The organism is Exiguobacterium sp. JMULE1 (genome assembly GCF_013337175.1).
GTDB lineage: Bacteria > Bacillota > Bacilli > Exiguobacteriales > Exiguobacteriaceae > Exiguobacterium_A > Exiguobacterium_A indicum.
The window spans coordinates 1,734,180-1,751,573 of the sequence record NZ_SGWC01000002.1 but is presented as its reverse complement, the minus strand read 5'-3'; the positions used below and the strand labels follow the sequence as shown (position 1 = coordinate 1,751,573).

Below are 17,394 nucleotides of genomic sequence, written 5' to 3'. Positions count from 1 at the left end.
TGGGGATCCACTTTTTTTGCATATCATCCATTCCAAGGAGTATCGGACCATTCACGACGCTTTTTCGTGATCGGTACTTTTTTGAATCCCCAGTTTCGGAAATCTTGGTCCGGACTATCACGGCGAATGTAAATCTTATCTTTGATGGCTTTAAAAATCCGGTTTTCGTCCCCATAATGGACAAACCGGGGTTTTACCTCGATGACACCACGACGAACGCGAGATAAAGGTAAGCAGACCAAGTCGGCAATCTCAAGACCAGATTGGTAGAGGTCGCTGTCTTTTTCAGCAAAGATGAAGCCTTTGATTTTTTGACGACTTTTTTCGACGTCGAGATGGACCGTTCCCGAATTGAAGATATCGAAGAACGCCTTTTGAATGAGCAAGTTTTGATAATCATCACGGCTTTCAAGAACAACACGCGCACTCGTTGCTTCTGTCTCATCGAGGAAGGAATAAAACGACTTCATCAAATGAGCGAAGGCAACGACATACGGATCCTTCGGTGTCGAGAAGAAGTCTTGTAGCTTCTGTTTATCGACTTCGACGCTGACGATCGTACAATCAATATCAACTAAAAATTCCGGCAAGGCGATCCAGAAATGTCGTAACATATCGATCGTGATGCCATCTTCTTTACCGTACGGATGCTCCGCTTTTAAAATCTCCTTCAAATGAAGCGGAATATGCGGATCTTCAAAAACTTTTGCCTTAAAATCCATCAAACGTTGACGAAGCGGACTTGGTTCACCGGTCTCATCCGAATCGATGGCATATTTATATTCCATCAAGACACCCGTTAAGTTGAATTGTGTATTCCCTTTCGGTGTCCCAGTTTCATCGACGAACATGATGTATTTCTTCGGGGCAGGGGTTGAATTCTTAGGAAATCCTTTGACGTCAACGCCTTTGACGTTCGATTGTACCCGTTTGTTCAAATGAATCTCCTCCAATTGCACAATAATTACACAGTCTTTTCGAAAGAAATGCTCTTGATGCCACTTTACACGCTAGGCGGCTGAAAAGCTATAGCCTGATAAGTGAAACCGTAGAAACATTCTCTCGTATGATTAGGTGTTCGACTTAAGGAAGATAATTCCTGTTTTTTAATCGTTATTCTTCACCATTCATCAAGCGATCGATATAACGAACGGATTTAATCGTTTCATTGAAGCGTTTCAGACTCGTTTTTGGCTGAAATGCTTGAACGGAAATTTGCTTTAGTTGATCCACGGCGCTTTCGACCATGCTAGGTCGTAAGTAAGGACTATCCTGGGCATTCGTTTGCCACTGTGCAATCAGTTGATCCGCTCGTTCAACGAATGGTACGACGTCACGATTGAAGTCATATTCGGTTCCGGCACGTCCTTCTTGATAAATACGTTCAATCTCTTGTAATAACGGTTCAATTGTCATTGGTTTTTAACTACTCCTCTCGGCCGATACGGTACAATCACATATCATGGTACAATAAACGCGATAGGAGGGGAATCGTTTTGAATTACCCGAACGGGAAAAAATTTCAAAAGCCACTCGAGTCGCATGGAACCCGAATCAAGAAGGCGCGATCAACCGATTCGACCTTTTCGAATCGAGGGATGACGCTCGAAAAATTATTGAATGAAAGTAATACGTTTTACCTGACCCATAATCGGGCAATCATTCACAAGAAACCCACTCCGTTACAAATCGTCCAAGTCGATTATCCAAAACGGTCGGCAGCGGTCGTCAAGGAAGCCTATTTCAAGCAACCGTCGACGACGGACTATAACGGTGTTTATCGCGGAAAATATATTGATTTCGAAGCGAAGGAGACGACGAATAAAACATCCTTCCCGATAAAAAATTTTCACCCCCATCAAATCGCACACATGCGCCAATGTGTCGAACATGGAGGAATTTGTTTTGTCATCATTCGTTTCAGTCTGTATAATGTGCAATATGTGCTTTCAGTCGAGCACGTGTTCCCCTGGTGGGATCAGCTAGAAAGCGGACGAAAATCTATTCCGCTGACGGTCATTGAACGAGACGGTATCAAAGTCGAGACTGGTGCGTACCCTGCCATCGATTATTTAAAGGCAGTGGACGAACTATATTTCAATTCAGACACTTTTTGATTGAAGGAGAAGGATAGCATATGGAAAGAAGTCGTGTCGCACGTCGTGAAGAGACGAAGTCATCTGAGAAAAAGATGAAACGGACGAAACGTCCCCAAAAGAAAAAGTCAGGTGGAGGTTCCGGTGGGAAAGGTCCACTTTGGAAAAAGTTATTACTGATTGCTACCGGTCTATTCATCTTAATGATGCTGATTGGTGGCGGTTTTGCAGCATATGCCGTAGCTACTGCTCCTGAGCTGGATGAAGCAGAATTACGTGATGCTTTGCCGCTAAAAATTTACGCAAGTAATAAGAAGGAAATTACGAAAGGTGGAACGAGTCGGGAATACGTCTCGATTGATGAAGTCCCTGAAGTCGTCAAGGACGCATTCATTTCGATTGAGGACCGTCGTTTCTATCAGCACAATGGAATCGATTTCCGTCGTCTTGGCGGAGCCATCATCGCGAACGTGACGGACGGATTTGGTTCTGAAGGGGCTTCGACAATCACGCAACAGGTCGTCAAACAGTCGTTCCTGACTTTTGATAAGACGATTACACGGAAAGTCCAAGAGCAATGGCTCGCGATTCGTTTAGAACAGGACTATACAAAAGATCAAATTTTAGAGATGTACTTGAACAAAAACTACTATGGTCAAAATTCATTTGGCATCCAAACCGCTTCAAAAGCATACTTCAATAAGCCTGTAAATAAATTGAATTATGCGGAAGCCGCGATGCTCGCAGGACTCCCACAGCGTCCGACGGCATACGATCCAATTAAAGGAGATCCGAAGTTAACGAAATGGCGTCAGACGCAAGTACTCAATGCGATGCAGACGACAGGCGTCATTACAGAAGCACAACGGGATAAAGCAGTGAAGCAGCCAATCTCAAAATTGATCAATCCGGCACCGAAGTCAACAAAGGATGAATCTTACGATAGTGTCATCTTCGATATGGTATCAAAAGAGTTAGAAGATGATTTTGGCTTGGAAGGAAAAGACATCTATGGTCAAGGTTTAAAAATCTATACATCGATCGATAAACCGATGCACGATTATATGAACGAAGCCATCAAAAAAGACCAAATCGTTAAAATGCCTGAATATGCAGAGACAGCTGCTTCGGCAGTGAATACACAAACGGGTGAGATTTTAGCTGTCGTAGACGGAAAAAATCCGGGTAAGGGAACAGCGAGACGAAACTACGCAAATGAACCGCACCAACCGGGATCGTCCGCAAAACCATTCTTCGCGTATGGTCCAGCGATCGAGAACGATAAATGGTCGACTGCGAAGCAATTGACGGATAAACCAACAGAAGTCAATGGAAAAGAGATTGGTAACTATTATGATGGATACCGTGGCACGAATACGATACGCCACTGGTTAAAAATTTCAGCGAACACACCAGCCATCCAAACGTATCAAGAAATCGGTGGTGACCCAGTTCAAGCATTTGCTGAAAAATCAGGTTTGAAATTAGAAGACGATGAGTCGATTTCACCAGCTTATGCGATTGGTGGGATGAAGCATGGTTTCAATACGACTCAAATGGCTGGGGCTTATGCGACACTCGGAAACGGTGGCGATTATATCAAACCGCACCTGATCAAATCGATTGAATACAGTGATGGATCAAAAATCAAATCACCAGTCAAATCGAAAAAAGCAATGGAAGACTACACGGCGTATATGTTGACGGACATGTTGCGTGATGTCTTGAAACCAGGCGGTACGTTCCCAAGCGCTGGATTATCGTTTGACGCAGCTGGAAAAACTGGGACGACGAATGCTTACAAAGATGTCTGGTTTGCTGGATACACATCAGACGTTTCAATCAGTGTATGGACAGGAACTACGAAGTCCGGCAATAACAATGGTGCAGGGCTCAGTGGTCCGTATAACAGTACGATGGCGCAACAAATCTGGAAAGATTTCATCACGAAGACACGTGATCGTACGCCGGCACCATTTGAACAACCAAGTTCTGTCCTCAGTATCGGAAACGAATTGTACGTGAAAGGGACGAAGGAACCTGTCGTTGAAAAAAAGACGGTACCCGCTCCGACTGGATTACAAGCATCTTACGATGAAGACACAAAGAGCGGTGAACTGACTTGGAACTATAATGATGCTGCGCTTCGTGCCAATGGGTATGACGATGTCTCGTTTGAAGTGACAATGACGGATGCTGATGGTCAATCATCGACAGTCGGAACGAGCTCGACGAATCGAATTGCGATCAGTGGATTGAAGCCAGGTCGCTCGACATTCCAAGTCGTCGCGAAGGCTTCTGGAGAAAAATCAGGTCCGGTTTCGACGACAGTAACGGTCACGGATCCTGAAGCAGAAGAACCGACAACGGACGAACCGACAACGGACGAACCGACGACGGACAAACCGACGACGGATGAACCGACGAGGATGAACCGACGACGGATGAACCATCAACGGATGAGCCGACGACAGATGAACCATCAACGGACGAGCCGACGACGGATGAACCATCAACGGACGAGCCGACGACGGATGAACCATCAACGGACGAGCCGACGACGGATGAACCGTCATCGAATGATGGGGCGAATGCTCAAAGTAACTCAAATGTACCAGCGGAACGAAACAACAATCCGAACAATCAGAATAACAGTGGAGATGACTCTGAAGATTAATAAAGGAGCGTCACTTGTAAAGTAGACAAGACCAAAGACGAGTAGTTCGTTCTTTGGTCTTGCCTCTTTTTTGTATAATGAGAAGTGGAAGGAAGTGAAGGCATGCAAGCGAAACAAACGCTCGTTGCATTTCTCGAAGAATTGAAACAGGATCGCTCGTTCATGGAGCGGATTACGTATATGAAAACGATGGAAGCGACAGCTGGGCGTTATGTCGATTTTCCAGAACGGCTACCGGAGCGTTTACGACAAGCCCTTCGCACACGTGGGATCACGCAATTGTACCGTCACCAAGGGCTAGCGTTTGAACGTGTACAAGCGGGAGAATCGACGGTCATCGTCACACCGACTGCTTCCGGAAAGACCTATTGTTTTAACTTACCGGTCTTATCACACCTGCTTGAGCATCCGAACGCGCGGGCATTATATCTCTATCCGACAAAGGCCCTCGCACAGGATCAAAATAGTGAATTACTTGAATTGATCGATCAATTAGAAGCGCCGATCCGATGTTTTACCTATGACGGAGATACGTCACCGACGATTCGAACAAAAGTACGAAAAGCTGGTAATATCGTCATCACGAATCCGGATATGCTACATTCCGGCATCCTACCACACCATACGAAATGGATCGAACTGTTCGAGAACTTGAAGTATATCGTCATCGATGAGCTTCACACCTATCGTGGCGTGTTTGGTAGTCATGTCGCTAATGTCATTCGTCGCTTACGACGGATTTGTCGGTATTATGGTAGTGATCCCGTCTTCATCATGACGAGTGCGACGATTGCCAATCCCAAGGAACTGGCAGAACGTCTGACGGAAAAAACAGTCGGTTTGATTGATGACAACGGTGCGCCGACTGGTAGAAAACATTTTCTCGTCTATCAACCACCGATCGTCAACGCACAACTCGGCATTCGACGTTCTGCGACGCTTGAGACGAAACAACTGGCGATGCGTTTCATCAAGAAAAAGTTCCAAACGATCGTCTTTGCACGGTCACGCGTTCGCGTTGAAGTCTTACTGACGTATCTAAGAAGCATCTATCCGCATGAGCTCGGTCCGCGATCGATCGAAGGGTACCGGGGCGGTTATTTGCCGAGTGAGCGTCGCGATATCGAACGACGGTTACGTCAAGGAGAGATCACCGGTATCGTCTCGACGAACGCTCTCGAACTTGGTGTCGACATCGGTCAACTGCAAGTCTGTATCATGAATGGTTATCCGGGAACAATTGCTTCGCTTTGGCAACAAGCAGGACGAGCGGGGCGCCGTCAAGATGATGCGTTAATCATTCTTGTCGCTTCTTCCGGTATGCTCGATCAATATGTCGCAGAACGACCAGAGTTATTCTTGAATCAATCCCCGGAAGCAGCCCGACTCGATCCAGATAATCTGATCATTGCCGTCGATCACGTCAAATGTGCAGCGTTTGAACTGCCTTTTACGAAAGGCGAATCATTTGGAACGCTCGAGACGGAAGATATCCTCGAATACTTAGTCGAAGAGCGTGTCCTGCACGAACGGGGCGATCGATTTTATTGGATGAACGATGCGTTTCCGGCTCATGGAATATCACTTCGGTCGAGTGATCAAGAGAACGTCATCATCGTCGATCAGACCGAGGTACCGAATCGAGTCATCGGTGAAATGGATACGTTTAGTGCGATGACATTGTTACATGACGAGGCCATTTATCTTCACGGAGCTGATCAATACCAAGTTGAGCATTTGGATTTCGAAGAGAAAAAAGCATTCGTCCGTGCAGTAGACGTTGATTATTATACGGATGCTAATTTTTCAGTCGACCTTTCCGTTCTCGAAGAAGATGAACAGTATGCAGAGGGAGAATACAGTGTTGCGCGTGGAGATGTCAGTGTTCGGGGGATGGCGACGATGTTCAAGAAGATTAAGTTCGGTACGCATGAGAACATCGGCTCTGGTCCGATTCACTTACCGGAACGAGAAATTCATACGACAGGTGTCTGGTTCACGTTACCCGATCACGCACGCTCTTCGACAGAGCTCGAACAAGTGCTAGAAGGAGTCGCGAATAGTCTCAGACGTGTCGCACCGCTTTATTTGATGTGTGATGCCAGTGATGTCTTCGTCGTGCCACAAGTCAAGGCGACACACACGCAACAGCCAACTGTTTATCTATATGATCGTTACCCTGGAGGTGTCGGTCTCGCGGAGTCGATATATAAGCAACGTGGTGTCATGTTGCGTGCCGCCCGTGATTCGATCGTCACATGCCCGTGTCAGGACGGTTGTCCTGCCTGTATCGGTATGGTTGGCGTAGCAGACGAGAAAGAACGAACGATTCAGTTGTTGGCAGAAATGGAGAAGGAACTATCATGAAAAATCGTCTTAGACGTATGCTGAAATCTACATCAGACGCCGCACCGGAGGATCAAGTGTCTTCCGCTCCTGAAGTGGAGACGCTGAAAACACCAATCGGGTGGACTGACGAACAGCAAGCCTGGATTGATCGTGGGGCCGATATCTTGACGTTCGAAGAAGAGTGGATTGTCAGGATCGACAAGCGATATGCATTAACAGATCGGCATGGAGACCGAAGCTTTGCTGAAGTGTATGAGTCCTTACAACTTCCTCATCCACCGCTTGCACTAGATGTTCCACTTGAGCAAGTCATTTTCTTTGATACGGAGACGACAGGATTACGAGGAACTGGAACGACGATCTTTTTACTCGGGTTTGCGCGCTTTGAGCAGGGCGGATTTCTGATGCGACAATATTTCTTACCGCATCCGCACTTTGAAGCTGCCTTTTACCATCACTTCCTGCACGATATCGGAGATGATGTCCGCTTTGTGACCTATAACGGGAAAAGTTTTGATTGGCCGCAAATCAAGACACGTCATGTCTTCGTTCGGGAACGTGTTCCGCGTTTGCCGAAAGTCGGTCATCTCGATTTACTTCATGTCGCGCGACGAATCTTTAAAGGAATGTATGATTCCTATCGATTGACAGCGATGGAAGAGCGAATCGGATTTGAACGGGAAGGGGATTTACCTGGATTTTTGGCGCCGATGCATTACTTTCAGTACGTCGAACACCAGCATCCGGATATCATGACAGGGGTCTTGCAACATCATCTGGATGATTGTCTGACGCTTGTCGGACTCTATGATGCGTGCAACCGACTCGTCACACATCGAGCGGAGGCGCCTTCCCCAATTCAAGAAAACATCGCGATTTGGCTGGCAGATCTCGGAATTCATGAAGGATCACACGCTCATTTTCAGCAAGTCAAAGAACTATCAGCAGAAGGATGGTTGCGCCAAGGATATTTGCATAAAAAAATGAAGAACCATGAACAAGCTCGAGAGTGTTTCTTGAAGAGCGACAGTTATTTAGGGTATGTCGAGCTTGCGAAGTGGGCAGAGCACATTGCAAAAGATCCGGTGCTTGCTTATGATTATACGGAACGAGCACGACAACACGTCGAGCGCCATCATTGGTTGATTACGAAAAAAGAACGAATCTTAGCAGAGCTGGATCATCGAGGACGTCGGTTGAAAAGGAAGTGTGACGTGTGAAAGTTGTCGCCATCACAGGATATAAACCCAATGAACTAGGTATCTTTGATCAAAAACACCCTGGGATCCGGGTCTTAAAGGCAGCATATCGAGAGCGGATGATTCGCTTAATTGAGGATCGAGGCACAGAGTGGTTTATCACGAATGCCTCACCGGGTTGCGAAATCTGGGCATGCGAGGTCGTACTTGAATTAAAGGAAGAGTATCCCCATATTCGTCTCGGTATTCTGTTGCCGTTCTTGGAACAGGAAGCACGCTGGAAAGAGCCAGTTCAAGCGCAGTACCTTTCCATTCTTGAACAAGCTGACTTCGTCGAAGCAATCAGCCAGAAACCGTATACGGATCCATCGCAGTTACGTAATAAAACCGAGTTCATGATTCAAAAAAGCCAAGGATTATTGTCGGTTTTTGATGAAGAACATGGAGGATCAGCGAAATTTTTAGTAGAGCGTGCTAGAATAGAAATGGAACAATCCGATTATCAGTTGTTTTTAATTACACAAGATGATTTATCTTGGCTCGAACAAGAATTACAATACAATGATCAGTGGGAGTGAAGAGGATGTATAAGCCATTGTTGACAGCGGACGATATTTACAAAAAGGAATTCAAAACCGGCCTCCGTGGCTATGTCATCGAAGATGTCGATGGATATTTGGATCAAATCATTAAAGATTATGAAGGATTCGAACGTGAGATCGAACGTCTGAAGAAAGAGAACGAGGCGTTAAAACAAGCACCAGCACAACCGGTAAAACGTGAAGAGCGCCGCGTCGAGCAAGCGGAGCCACAAGTATCAAGTTCATCGAACTATGACATGTTACGTCGTATTTCAAATTTAGAGAAGGCCGTTTTCGGACGTCCGCACCAAGATTGACGCATCAAAAAAGACATTTCTGTCAGATCAGAAGTGTCTTTTTTTATTTCCTTCTTTTTTGAAAGAATCGTCATCTGAGTGAAAACGGTGTTAAGATAACTAATAATACATACTACAAAGGATGATGAACCATGTTACAAGTCATGACTGCTTCTGTTCCTCAACCACCGCGCCGTCGTTTTTTTGCAAGTAAACAAGTGAGTACGACGACGAGTGAAACGGATGCACTCTGTAATGAAATCCGTCATGTTTGTCGTTTTGATTGGATGTTGTTTGATCGGATTCGTCTTTCTGACACGATAGTCATTCCTTTTGCGCTGATCGGACCAAAAGGATTATTCCTCGTGTTACAAAACGATGCGGTCGTAGAATGGATGACGGAGGAATCTTGCCATGTCATGGATGATGAGCATGGAAGAAAAGTGTTTGCACCTCATCCCATCCATCAGTCGAAACAAATCGTTCAAGCGGTTCGAAAAACGCTAAAAGAACAAGGGATCATCATTCCGATTCATGGCATTACACTTTTTCCGAATGCACCACAGATGCGGACGGAACGAATTAAATTCCCGACGGGGAACAGCTTTAAAGATGTGCGGGCGTTCATCGTCTCAAAGAAATCCTCCCCTGTTCAAGAGCAAGAACGAAAACAAGTTGCGTTTTATCTCGCGCAGCAACAGGAATGAACAAAGGCAGTGAAGCGCTCGCTTCACTGCCTTTTCGTTTGAATTCATCGTCTTGGTCGAGACGCAAGAATGTCTTCAGCTTGATCCAAGTCTTCTTTCAAGACATACACCGCTACGCGATCATCCAAGTCTTTACTGAAACGTCGGAATAAAAACGAAGTCTTGACGCCGCGTTCGACTCGAATCTCTAAGTCAGCTGCTTCGAGTCGCGCAGCGTCCTTTAATAAATCTTCTCCTTTTTCACCAAATGCTTCCCCGATCAGTGACCATCGAAGGTTTTCCTTCGTTCGTCTGCTGACGATGACGAGAAATGCAATGACTAAAAGAATGATTAAAACCGTTCGAACTAGCTGTATATCCATCTTTGCCTTCACCTCACCTACTATCATACCGAGTTAACGCGCATAAAGTAAACGTTCAACATAGCGGGCGAACGATTTACTTTTCAAACCTTGTTGGCGATACGCGATATAACCGTCAGGGCGAATCAAATATAATCCGGATTGCTTGATGCCAAAGCGTCGTGCCAGTTCACCACCTTGATCGACGACACCATCCTCTTTAAGGGATTGATGGATCGGTACCGTCTCAAATAGATCGGGATAGGTATAGGCGAGTTCCTTGAATGGCTCAAGAAGATCATCGGTTGCGTTTTTTGGTAAGAACAGCAGTAATAAGAAATTCCGATCGGCACGACGTAATAATAGTTCGTTCTTTTTTGTCCGCGGATGGACGACTTCACTGTAAGGCATCGGTTCACCTGGTTTTGGTGTCAACGGACTAAAGTGTCCTTGTGTGACGAAGGTCGAACTCGCTGGGTAGTGGCTGTTGAGCTGAGCAATCCGGTTCGTCACGAAATGATGTAAGGGTGCGATCTTGAGACTATTTCGAATGACTTTTTCCTGCAAGGGCAATAAAAAAGGGATATTGATTTGCAAGAGTTCCGTCGCAAGGTTTGTTGATCGTAAAATACCTTGTGCTGCTTCTCGGCGTTCGACGCTGTAAGAATCAAGTAACGGAAAACTCGCCTTGAACTGATGGACACACCATAGTTTCCAAGCGAGGTTCATCGCATCAGCAATTCCGGTATTCATTCCTTGACCACCGACGGGTGAATTGATGTGTGCTGCATCCCCGATCAAATAAATCCGGTGGTGTCCGAATTTCTCGATAATCCGGTTATGGACGCGAAACATCGAATACCAATGGACTTTTTTGAGCTCAAACGGTACTTTGGCTCGATTTTGTAAAAAATCGTCAATCGCTTTATGGTCGGTCGGAACAGGTCCGCTCGTTAGATTGCCGGTAATCCGGAACAAGTTCGACTGGAGAGGGAACGACTCGATAACGCCATGATCAGAGAAAAAGATATGAACCTCCTCAGAAGAGAGCGGCCAGTCGACCTCGATGTCAGCCAGTGCCCACGATTCTTTAAACGACTTCCCGCTGAACGGAAGCCCGAGCTCACGACGGACGAAACTGTTTGCACCATCTGCTCCGATGATGAAGGAAGCGTCGACCGTCTCTGTTTCTCCTTTATGTTGTAAGGATGCTGTAACGAATGTTGGAAATTGAGCAAACCCTGTTAATTCTGTTTCGCGCTCGACTACGTGTCCATATTTGGCGAGTTGCGCTTCGAGAATCCGTTCCGTCTCACTTTGAGGCAACAGCGTGACGAACGGAAAAGGTGTATTCAAATCCGTAAAATCAAGTTTTGCCTGCCATGCACCATTGACATAGAGGTTTCCTTGATTGATTTTGATTGCATTCTCCATCAAGTCTTCTGCAACACCAAGCCTTGCGAACAACTCCAGAGAACGCGCTTGAATCCCGATCGCTTTTGAGACGACAGATGGTCCGCTTGCACGTTCGACGATGCGAAAGGATAATCCATAGCGTGAGAGTGCGAGTGCGAGTGTTAAACCGGTTGGTCCGGCACCGATAATGAGGACATCTAATTTTTTATTCACGGATAACCCCCCTTAATTTACATCTTAGCCAAAACTCGTTACCATTAAACTATTGATGACACGCTTGAGACGTGTGAAAGGATGAAACTTGTGAACGAACAACTTTTTACGACAGAACGATTGATTGCGAATTTTAAAGAATATATCCGTCAGAATGAGGCACATCTGACGAAACGACATGCGTTAAACGCCTATTACAAGACGGTAGCAGGATCGATTTTATCGGACCGGATTGCTAAGAATGCGGATCTCATCGTCCGTATGCGCCATCTGGAAGAGGCGTACCAACACGTTGCACAAGAAGGGCGATGAAACAGGTGAACTTAGCCGATATCCGAAAGCATTACGTAGATTCTGAAGAACGTTTACCTCGTCATGCGGCAGCTGTACTCGTTCCATTAGTCGAGCAAGATGGCGAAGTCTATTTGTTATTTCAAGTGAGAGCTAAGACACTACGTTCGCAACCAGGTGAAATCGCTTTTCCAGGTGGTCGGATCGATGGTGGTGAATTACCGAAAGCAGCAGCTGTCCGTGAAACGGTCGAAGAATTAAATGTCAGTGCTTCTGAGATTGAAGTGATTGGAACGCTTGAACCACTCGTGACACCGAACCGGTCGATCATTTACCCGTATCTTGGTATTCTTCATGCGACGGACTTTAATCCTTCGCCGGCCGAAGTCGATCATGTGTTTCTCGTGTCATTAACGGAATTGATGACTTCGAAGCCGATTAAAGGAGATATGGAGTGGCGGATCCGCCCCGGTAAGGAAGTGCCAACCGAACGCATGGCGAATCGAGAAGCCTATCTGGATCGTACGTATACAGTCACGGAGCACTTTTATGAGCACGGGGATTATCTGATTTGGGGATTAACCGCTAAAATCTTGCGCCAGTTCTTAGCTCAATTGACGCGTGACTAGCTTTTTCGGTCGTTATTTTATATGATTAACTGTAATTGAACGTGTCAGGAGATGAGTCAAATGGAAGAAACAGAAGAGTTATTCGATTATATCGTTGGCGATATGGTAAAAACGAAAGAAGGCTGGGTAGCGGAAGTAACGGCAGTATTGACAAATACGGTCGTTGGTGATGTATCCCACACGAAAAACTTTGAGGCACTCGGATTAGAGTTTGAAAAACAAGTCTTATTAAAGTCAGAGATTGAATTGTTAGAACGTAAAACAAAGTAACACATGAAAGCACACCACATGTTGGTGTGTTTTTTTATGTTCATCCAGCGAACTGAATAATAATGAAATCCTACATTCTTTTGATTTTTAAAGAATTGGACAAAATGACTGAAAACATCGAAAAGATACATTTATTACAAAAGAGTAACAAAGATTAATTCGTAACAGAACGGTTACAAAATATAAAAACGTTGATATACAACGATTGAGAGCGTTTTTTGTAAGCGTGTAACCATTTCGTTACTTTTTAACAGATATATTTCAATTCATGGTGTTCGCTTTTCAAACTATTTGTCACCGTGATACGTTGTGCGGGTCGTAAAACGGCGAGAAAGGTTGGCATCAACATGAAACGAACATCATTCCTTTTATCCCTTTGTTTAGCGGGATTCATATTTATTCTTTTGCCGCATCATGAAGCGTCGGCAGCACAAATCGGGATCGGTACGGAGAAAACGATTGTACAAAATCCATTAGAGATGAAGCGTCAAGCTGCTCAAGAGAAGCGTGAACAAGCAGAGGCGAAAAAACAAGCGCGTCTAAAAGCCTTGGCTAAGCAAAAAGCAGACGCAGAGCAAAAAGCAAAAGCAGCACAAGAAGCCAAAAAGGAAACACGACAGGTAAAGAAACAAAGTCGAACACAAGCAAACGCTAACCGTTCCACAAAGCGTACGGAAACGTTTGAGACGACAGCATATACGACGAATCCAGAAAACAATGGAAGCCGTTTGTATAATGGTCGTGCCTTAACAGCATCGGGTTATGACGTCACGAATACGATTACATACGAAGGACGTCGCATCGTTGCTGTCGATCCATCGGTCGTACCGCTTGGAACTAAGGTACATGTAGAAGGTTTCGGCGACGCAATTGCGCTCGATACAGGTGGTGCGATTCGCGGGAAAATCATGGATCTTCTTGTCGGTTCAAAACAAGAAGCTTTAGAATGGGGTCGCCGTCAAGTCACGGTGACGTTCGAATAAGAGCAGTATACGGTTAGGCGATGGATAGTTTCCATCGTCTTTTTTGTTTTGAGGAAGGATAAAAAAACGATCTGTTCGATGTTGGATTTAGAAAACAGGGGAAAGAGTGGACGGAATAGGTTTTAGAATGTCCAAGAAAGGGGAATTTTACAAAGATAATAAACCGGGAAACGAGGGATGGTTCGTGATTGAATTCAAGGATGTCGGCAAAACGTATGCAGACGGAACAAATGCAGTGCAACACGTGAATTTTACGGTTGAACAAGGCGAGATTTTTTGTTTGATCGGTCCTTCAGGATGCGGTAAAACAACGACGATGAAAATGGTTAATCGATTGATTGATCATACGGAAGGACAAATTTGGATCGATGGTGAACCGATCATGTCGATCAATGAACATGAACTCCGTCGGCGAATTGGCTACGTCTTACAACAGATTGCCCTCTTTCCACATATGACGATTGAGGAGAACGTCAGCGTCGTACCTGAGTTATTGAAGTGGAATAAGGAGAAAGTAGTACAACGGGTCGATGAATTATTTCGGTTGACTGGGTTAAACACCTCACTTAAGAAAAAATATCCAAGTGAACTCTCTGGTGGACAGCAACAACGTGTTGGGGTTATGCGGGCACTCGCAGCAGAACAAGACGTCATCTTGATGGACGAACCATTTTCTGCTCTTGATCCCATTTCACGGGAACAATTACAAAATGATTTGTTGCATCTAAACGAAGAGCTTGGTAAAACAATTTTGTTCGTCACGCATGACATGAATGAAGCGTTGAAACTAGGGAGTCGCATCTGTCTGATGAACGCTGGAGAGATTGCTTTCATCGGTACGAAGGACGAGGTACTAGCCAGTAACGATCCGTTCGTTCAAGAATTCATGCGTCAAGTCAGGGGGAGTGTCGAATGAATGGATTGATCGAAACGTATCAAGACCGGAAGACTGAATTGCTTCAAGCGCTAATCGAGCATATTCAATTATCGGTCATTTCCTTGCTGATCGCATGTGTGATCGCTATTCCACTGGGGATTTACTTATCACGCAATAAACGTCTGAGTGAGTGGTCGATTGGTGTAACCTCTGTCATCCAGACGATTCCATCACTCGCGTTACTCGGTCTGATGATACCACTTGTCGGAATCGGTACAGTCCCGTCGATTATTGCACTTGTCTTGTATTCTTTATTACCGATCGTTCGAAACACTTATACAGGGCTTGCCGAAGTTGATCCTTCGATTAAGGAAGCGGCACGCGCATGTGGGATGACTCCGATGCAGAGCCTTTGGAAAGTCGAGCTCCCACTAGCTTTACCTGTTATGATGGCCGGGATTCGGACCGCGATGGTACTGATCATTGGTACGGCGACGATTGCCGCCCTGATCGGTGCTGGAGGATTAGGCTCGATCATTCTTCTCGGGATTGACCGTAATGATAACTATCTATTATTGCTCGGTGCGATTCCAGCAGCACTGCTCGCGCTTTTATTTGACGGCTTATTACGTCAAACGGAAGTAGCGACTCGTAAACGACAAACAGCACGTCTCGTAACGGCAGTCGTCTTGATGGTTGCGATCGTCGTCGCACCTTTTGCTGTCGGTCGCAGTGAACGACCAGATCTCGTCGTCGCTGGAAAACTAGGTGTAGAACCGGAAATTTTAATGAACATGTATAAGATTGTCATTGAAGATGAAACGGATTTGACGGTACAAGTCAAACCGAACTTCGGGAAGACGACCTTCGTCTATAAGGCGCTCGAATCAGGTGATATCGATGCGTATCCAGAGTTTACAGGAACGGTGCTCGCTAGTTTGACGAATGAAAAACCGAAGTCGAATGATGCAAAAGAAGTGTATGAACAGGCAAAAGCCGGTCTTGAAAAACAAGATTTAGCCTTGCTACCACCGATGAACTATAACAATACCTATGCTGTAGCTGTTCCAAAGAAATTAGCAGACCGTTACGATTTGAAGACGATCTCTGATTTAAAACAGGTCGCGAATCAGTTGACGGCTGGATTCACGTTAGAATTTAAGGATCGACAGGATGGGTATAAAGGGATTCAAGATAAATATGATGTTAATTTCCAGAAAGTCGTCACGATGGAACCAAAATTGCGCTATAAAGCAATCGAGTCAGGTGAGATCGATGTCATTGATGCTTACTCGACAGATCCGGAGATTGCGAAATACGACATGGTCGTCTTAAAAGACGATCAGCAACTATTTCCTCCATATGAAGGAGCTCCTCTTCTGCGACAAGAGACGATCGAGGAGTATCCAGAAGTAAAACAAGCACTTGAGCAATTATCAGGTAAAATTTCAGATGAAGAGATGTCAAAAATGAATGAAGCTGTCGCATACGGCGGAAAGACGGCGAATGAGGTCGCTCGTGATTACCTGAAGAAGGAAGGCGTCATTCAATGAAACTTTTACTGATCAGTAACCCGACAGCTGGGACGAACGGCACCGGATTACTTGGAGAAGTCATCGAACCATTAAGTACATTATTCGATGAAATCGTCATCAAGAATACGAAGCAAGCTGGAGATGCGATGCAATTTGCGGAAGATTCATCCGCATTTGATGCGGTCGTCGTCATCGGTGGAGATGGAACGGTGTTTGAGACAATCAACGGGGTCGCAAAACTGGATGATCGCCCGATACTCGGTATCATTCCTGGAGGGACCTGTAACGACTTCGCTCGAACTCTTGGCTTACCGATGGCTCCTCGGCTTGCTGCAGAAGCGATCGCGATGCAACACGTTGTTCAGGTCGATCTCGGACAAGTCGAAAATAGCTATTTCTTGAATTTCCTTGGTGTCGGTCTTGTCGCAGAGGCATCGATTGGCATCGATACAGAAGAAAAAGCACGCCTCGGGAAGATGGGATATTATCTATCGACGATTCGCTCAAGTCTAGAAGCACAACCCTTCGAATATGAACTGATTTTAGATGAAGGTCGTTACATGACCGGCGAAGCGGTTCTCATTCTTGCGGCAAACGGAGAATCGCTCGGTGGAATCGAGACGAACTTATCAGATGGAGCCTATAATGACGGGAAACTTGATTTAGTGATCGTCGATGAAGTAAATTTAACAACCATTCGAGATGTGATCCTTCAAAAAATTGGTCTTGCCAATGATCCTTCCTTTACACATATCTTGACGAGTGGGTTTCAGTTGAAAACAAAAGACGCAAAAGTGATCGATACAGATGGTGAAAAAGCCATCCATACACCGGTTACAGTTAAAGTATTGCCGGAGTATCTGCGCATGTATGGAGGCACACAATAATATAAAGTAATGAATGAAAAGAAGGTCGTCATAAAAAACGGTCTTCT

At 45.3% G+C, this 17,394-nt stretch carries 18 protein-coding genes; 14 read left to right on the top strand and 4 right to left on the bottom strand.

The features are described 5' to 3' along the window. Nucleotides 1-23: 23 nt before the first annotated feature. Nucleotides 24-938 (bottom strand): DUF3800 domain-containing protein, encoded by a 915-nt coding sequence (locus EXW93_RS09530; RefSeq protein WP_023468614.1) that lies wholly within the window; start codon nucleotides 936-938, stop codon nucleotides 24-26. A 175-nt stretch (nucleotides 939-1,113) separates the two neighbouring features. Further along, entirely contained in the window at nucleotides 1,114-1,416 is a 303-nt protein-coding gene (locus EXW93_RS09525; protein ID WP_023468613.1) for a DUF1798 family protein, read from the bottom strand. Nucleotides 1,417-1,490: 74 nt separating this feature from the next. Here EXW93_RS09525 and recU point away from each other — a divergent pair, with 74 nt between their 5' ends. From recU to EXW93_RS09490, 7 genes are all read left to right on the top strand, one after another. Further along, nucleotides 1,491-2,117 carry a Holliday junction resolvase RecU gene (gene recU / locus EXW93_RS09520; RefSeq protein WP_035396916.1) on the top strand — a complete coding sequence of 209 codons (627 nt, stop codon included), beginning with the start codon at nucleotides 1,491-1,493 and terminating at the stop codon, nucleotides 2,115-2,117. 20 nt (nucleotides 2,118-2,137) lie between these two features. Then, complete coding sequence (locus tag EXW93_RS09515) at nucleotides 2,138-4,798, top strand: PBP1A family penicillin-binding protein (RefSeq protein ID WP_174316405.1); 2,661 nt, start codon at nucleotides 2,138-2,140, stop codon at nucleotides 4,796-4,798. Nucleotides 4,799-4,875: 77 nt separating this feature from the next. Next, complete coding sequence (locus tag EXW93_RS09510) at nucleotides 4,876-7,140, top strand: DEAD/DEAH box helicase (protein ID WP_023468610.1); 2,265 nt, start codon at nucleotides 4,876-4,878, stop codon at nucleotides 7,138-7,140. Next, a complete protein-coding gene (locus EXW93_RS09505; protein ID WP_174316404.1) occupies nucleotides 7,137-8,342 on the top strand; it encodes a ribonuclease H-like domain-containing protein in 1,206 nt (401 codons plus the stop codon). The genes EXW93_RS09510 and EXW93_RS09505 overlap by 4 nt, the downstream gene beginning before the upstream one ends. Next, nucleotides 8,339-8,899, top strand: coding sequence for an SLOG family protein (locus EXW93_RS09500; RefSeq protein WP_023468608.1), 561 nt, complete (start codon nucleotides 8,339-8,341; stop codon nucleotides 8,897-8,899). The genes EXW93_RS09505 and EXW93_RS09500 overlap by 4 nt, the downstream gene beginning before the upstream one ends. Nucleotides 8,900-8,904: 5 nt before the next feature. Next, nucleotides 8,905-9,219, top strand: coding sequence for a cell division regulator GpsB (gene gpsB / locus EXW93_RS09495; RefSeq protein WP_023468607.1), 315 nt, complete (start codon nucleotides 8,905-8,907; stop codon nucleotides 9,217-9,219). Between the two features lie 131 nt (nucleotides 9,220-9,350). After that, nucleotides 9,351-9,905, top strand: a complete 555-nt coding sequence (locus EXW93_RS09490; RefSeq protein WP_023468606.1) for a nuclease-related domain-containing protein — start codon at nucleotides 9,351-9,353, stop codon at nucleotides 9,903-9,905. 44 nt (nucleotides 9,906-9,949) lie between these two features. On the opposite strand, the gene EXW93_RS09485 is transcribed toward EXW93_RS09490, so the two are convergent. Next, nucleotides 9,950-10,267 carry a hypothetical protein gene (locus tag EXW93_RS09485; protein ID WP_023468605.1) on the bottom strand — a complete coding sequence of 106 codons (318 nt, stop codon included), beginning with the start codon at nucleotides 10,265-10,267 and terminating at the stop codon, nucleotides 9,950-9,952. A 33-nt stretch (nucleotides 10,268-10,300) separates the two neighbouring features. Further along, nucleotides 10,301-11,875, bottom strand: a complete 1,575-nt coding sequence (locus EXW93_RS09480; protein WP_023468604.1) for an FAD-dependent monooxygenase — start codon at nucleotides 11,873-11,875, stop codon at nucleotides 10,301-10,303. A gap of 90 nt (nucleotides 11,876-11,965) precedes the next feature. On the opposite strand from EXW93_RS09480, the gene yvfG reads away from it, so the two are divergent. The 7 genes from yvfG to EXW93_RS09445 all read left to right on the top strand — a co-directional run bounded on the left by yvfG (nucleotide 11,966) and on the right by EXW93_RS09445 (nucleotide 17,347). After that, nucleotides 11,966-12,187, top strand: a complete 222-nt coding sequence (yvfG, locus tag EXW93_RS09475; RefSeq protein ID WP_023468603.1) for a protein YvfG — start codon at nucleotides 11,966-11,968, stop codon at nucleotides 12,185-12,187. Next, on the top strand, nucleotides 12,184-12,795 hold the full coding sequence (locus tag EXW93_RS09470) for an NUDIX hydrolase (RefSeq protein WP_023468602.1): 612 nt from the start codon (nucleotides 12,184-12,186) through the stop codon (nucleotides 12,793-12,795). Before yvfG ends, EXW93_RS09470 begins: the two co-directional genes overlap by 4 nt. Before the next feature lie 60 nt (nucleotides 12,796-12,855). After that, complete coding sequence (locus tag EXW93_RS09465; RefSeq protein ID WP_023468601.1) at nucleotides 12,856-13,065, top strand: hypothetical protein; 210 nt, start codon at nucleotides 12,856-12,858, stop codon at nucleotides 13,063-13,065. 347 nt (nucleotides 13,066-13,412) lie between these two features. Continuing rightward, entirely contained in the window at nucleotides 13,413-14,048 is a 636-nt protein-coding gene (locus tag EXW93_RS09460) for a 3D domain-containing protein (RefSeq protein ID WP_023468600.1), read from the top strand. A gap of 184 nt (nucleotides 14,049-14,232) precedes the next feature. Then, nucleotides 14,233-14,964: an ABC transporter ATP-binding protein gene (locus EXW93_RS09455; RefSeq protein WP_174316403.1), complete on the top strand. Its 732-nt coding sequence runs from the start codon at nucleotides 14,233-14,235 to the stop codon at nucleotides 14,962-14,964. Further along, a complete protein-coding gene (locus tag EXW93_RS09450; protein WP_023468598.1) occupies nucleotides 14,961-16,478 on the top strand; it encodes an ABC transporter permease/substrate-binding protein in 1,518 nt (505 codons plus the stop codon). The genes EXW93_RS09455 and EXW93_RS09450 overlap by 4 nt, the downstream gene beginning before the upstream one ends. Further along, a complete protein-coding gene (locus tag EXW93_RS09445; RefSeq protein WP_174316402.1) occupies nucleotides 16,475-17,347 on the top strand; it encodes a diacylglycerol/lipid kinase family protein in 873 nt (290 codons plus the stop codon). The genes EXW93_RS09450 and EXW93_RS09445 overlap by 4 nt, the downstream gene beginning before the upstream one ends. Nucleotides 17,348-17,394 lie beyond the last annotated feature (47 nt).

What these genes read in the sequence shown, in the direction of transcription:
- EXW93_RS09525 (WP_023468613.1), bottom strand. Translation starts at nt 1,416, where the DNA reads ATGACAATTGAACCGTTATTACAAGAGATTGAACGTATTTATCAAGAA.
- EXW93_RS09515 (WP_174316405.1), top strand. Translation starts at nt 2,138, where the DNA reads ATGGAAAGAAGTCGTGTCGCACGTCGTGAAGAGACGAAGTCATCTGAG.
- EXW93_RS09510 (WP_023468610.1), top strand. Translation starts at nt 4,876, where the DNA reads ATGCAAGCGAAACAAACGCTCGTTGCATTTCTCGAAGAATTGAAACAG.
- EXW93_RS09505 (WP_174316404.1), top strand. Translation starts at nt 7,137, where the DNA reads ATGAAAAATCGTCTTAGACGTATGCTGAAATCTACATCAGACGCCGCA.
- gpsB (WP_023468607.1), top strand. Translation starts at nt 8,905, where the DNA reads ATGTATAAGCCATTGTTGACAGCGGACGATATTTACAAAAAGGAATTC.
- EXW93_RS09490 (WP_023468606.1), top strand. Translation starts at nt 9,351, where the DNA reads ATGTTACAAGTCATGACTGCTTCTGTTCCTCAACCACCGCGCCGTCGT.
- EXW93_RS09485 (WP_023468605.1), bottom strand. Translation starts at nt 10,267, where the DNA reads ATGGATATACAGCTAGTTCGAACGGTTTTAATCATTCTTTTAGTCATT.
- EXW93_RS09470 (WP_023468602.1), top strand. Translation starts at nt 12,184, where the DNA reads ATGAAACAGGTGAACTTAGCCGATATCCGAAAGCATTACGTAGATTCT.
- EXW93_RS09465 (WP_023468601.1), top strand. Translation starts at nt 12,856, where the DNA reads ATGGAAGAAACAGAAGAGTTATTCGATTATATCGTTGGCGATATGGTA.
- EXW93_RS09460 (WP_023468600.1), top strand. Translation starts at nt 13,413, where the DNA reads ATGAAACGAACATCATTCCTTTTATCCCTTTGTTTAGCGGGATTCATA.
- EXW93_RS09450 (WP_023468598.1), top strand. Translation starts at nt 14,961, where the DNA reads ATGAATGGATTGATCGAAACGTATCAAGACCGGAAGACTGAATTGCTT.
- EXW93_RS09445 (WP_174316402.1), top strand. Translation starts at nt 16,475, where the DNA reads ATGAAACTTTTACTGATCAGTAACCCGACAGCTGGGACGAACGGCACC.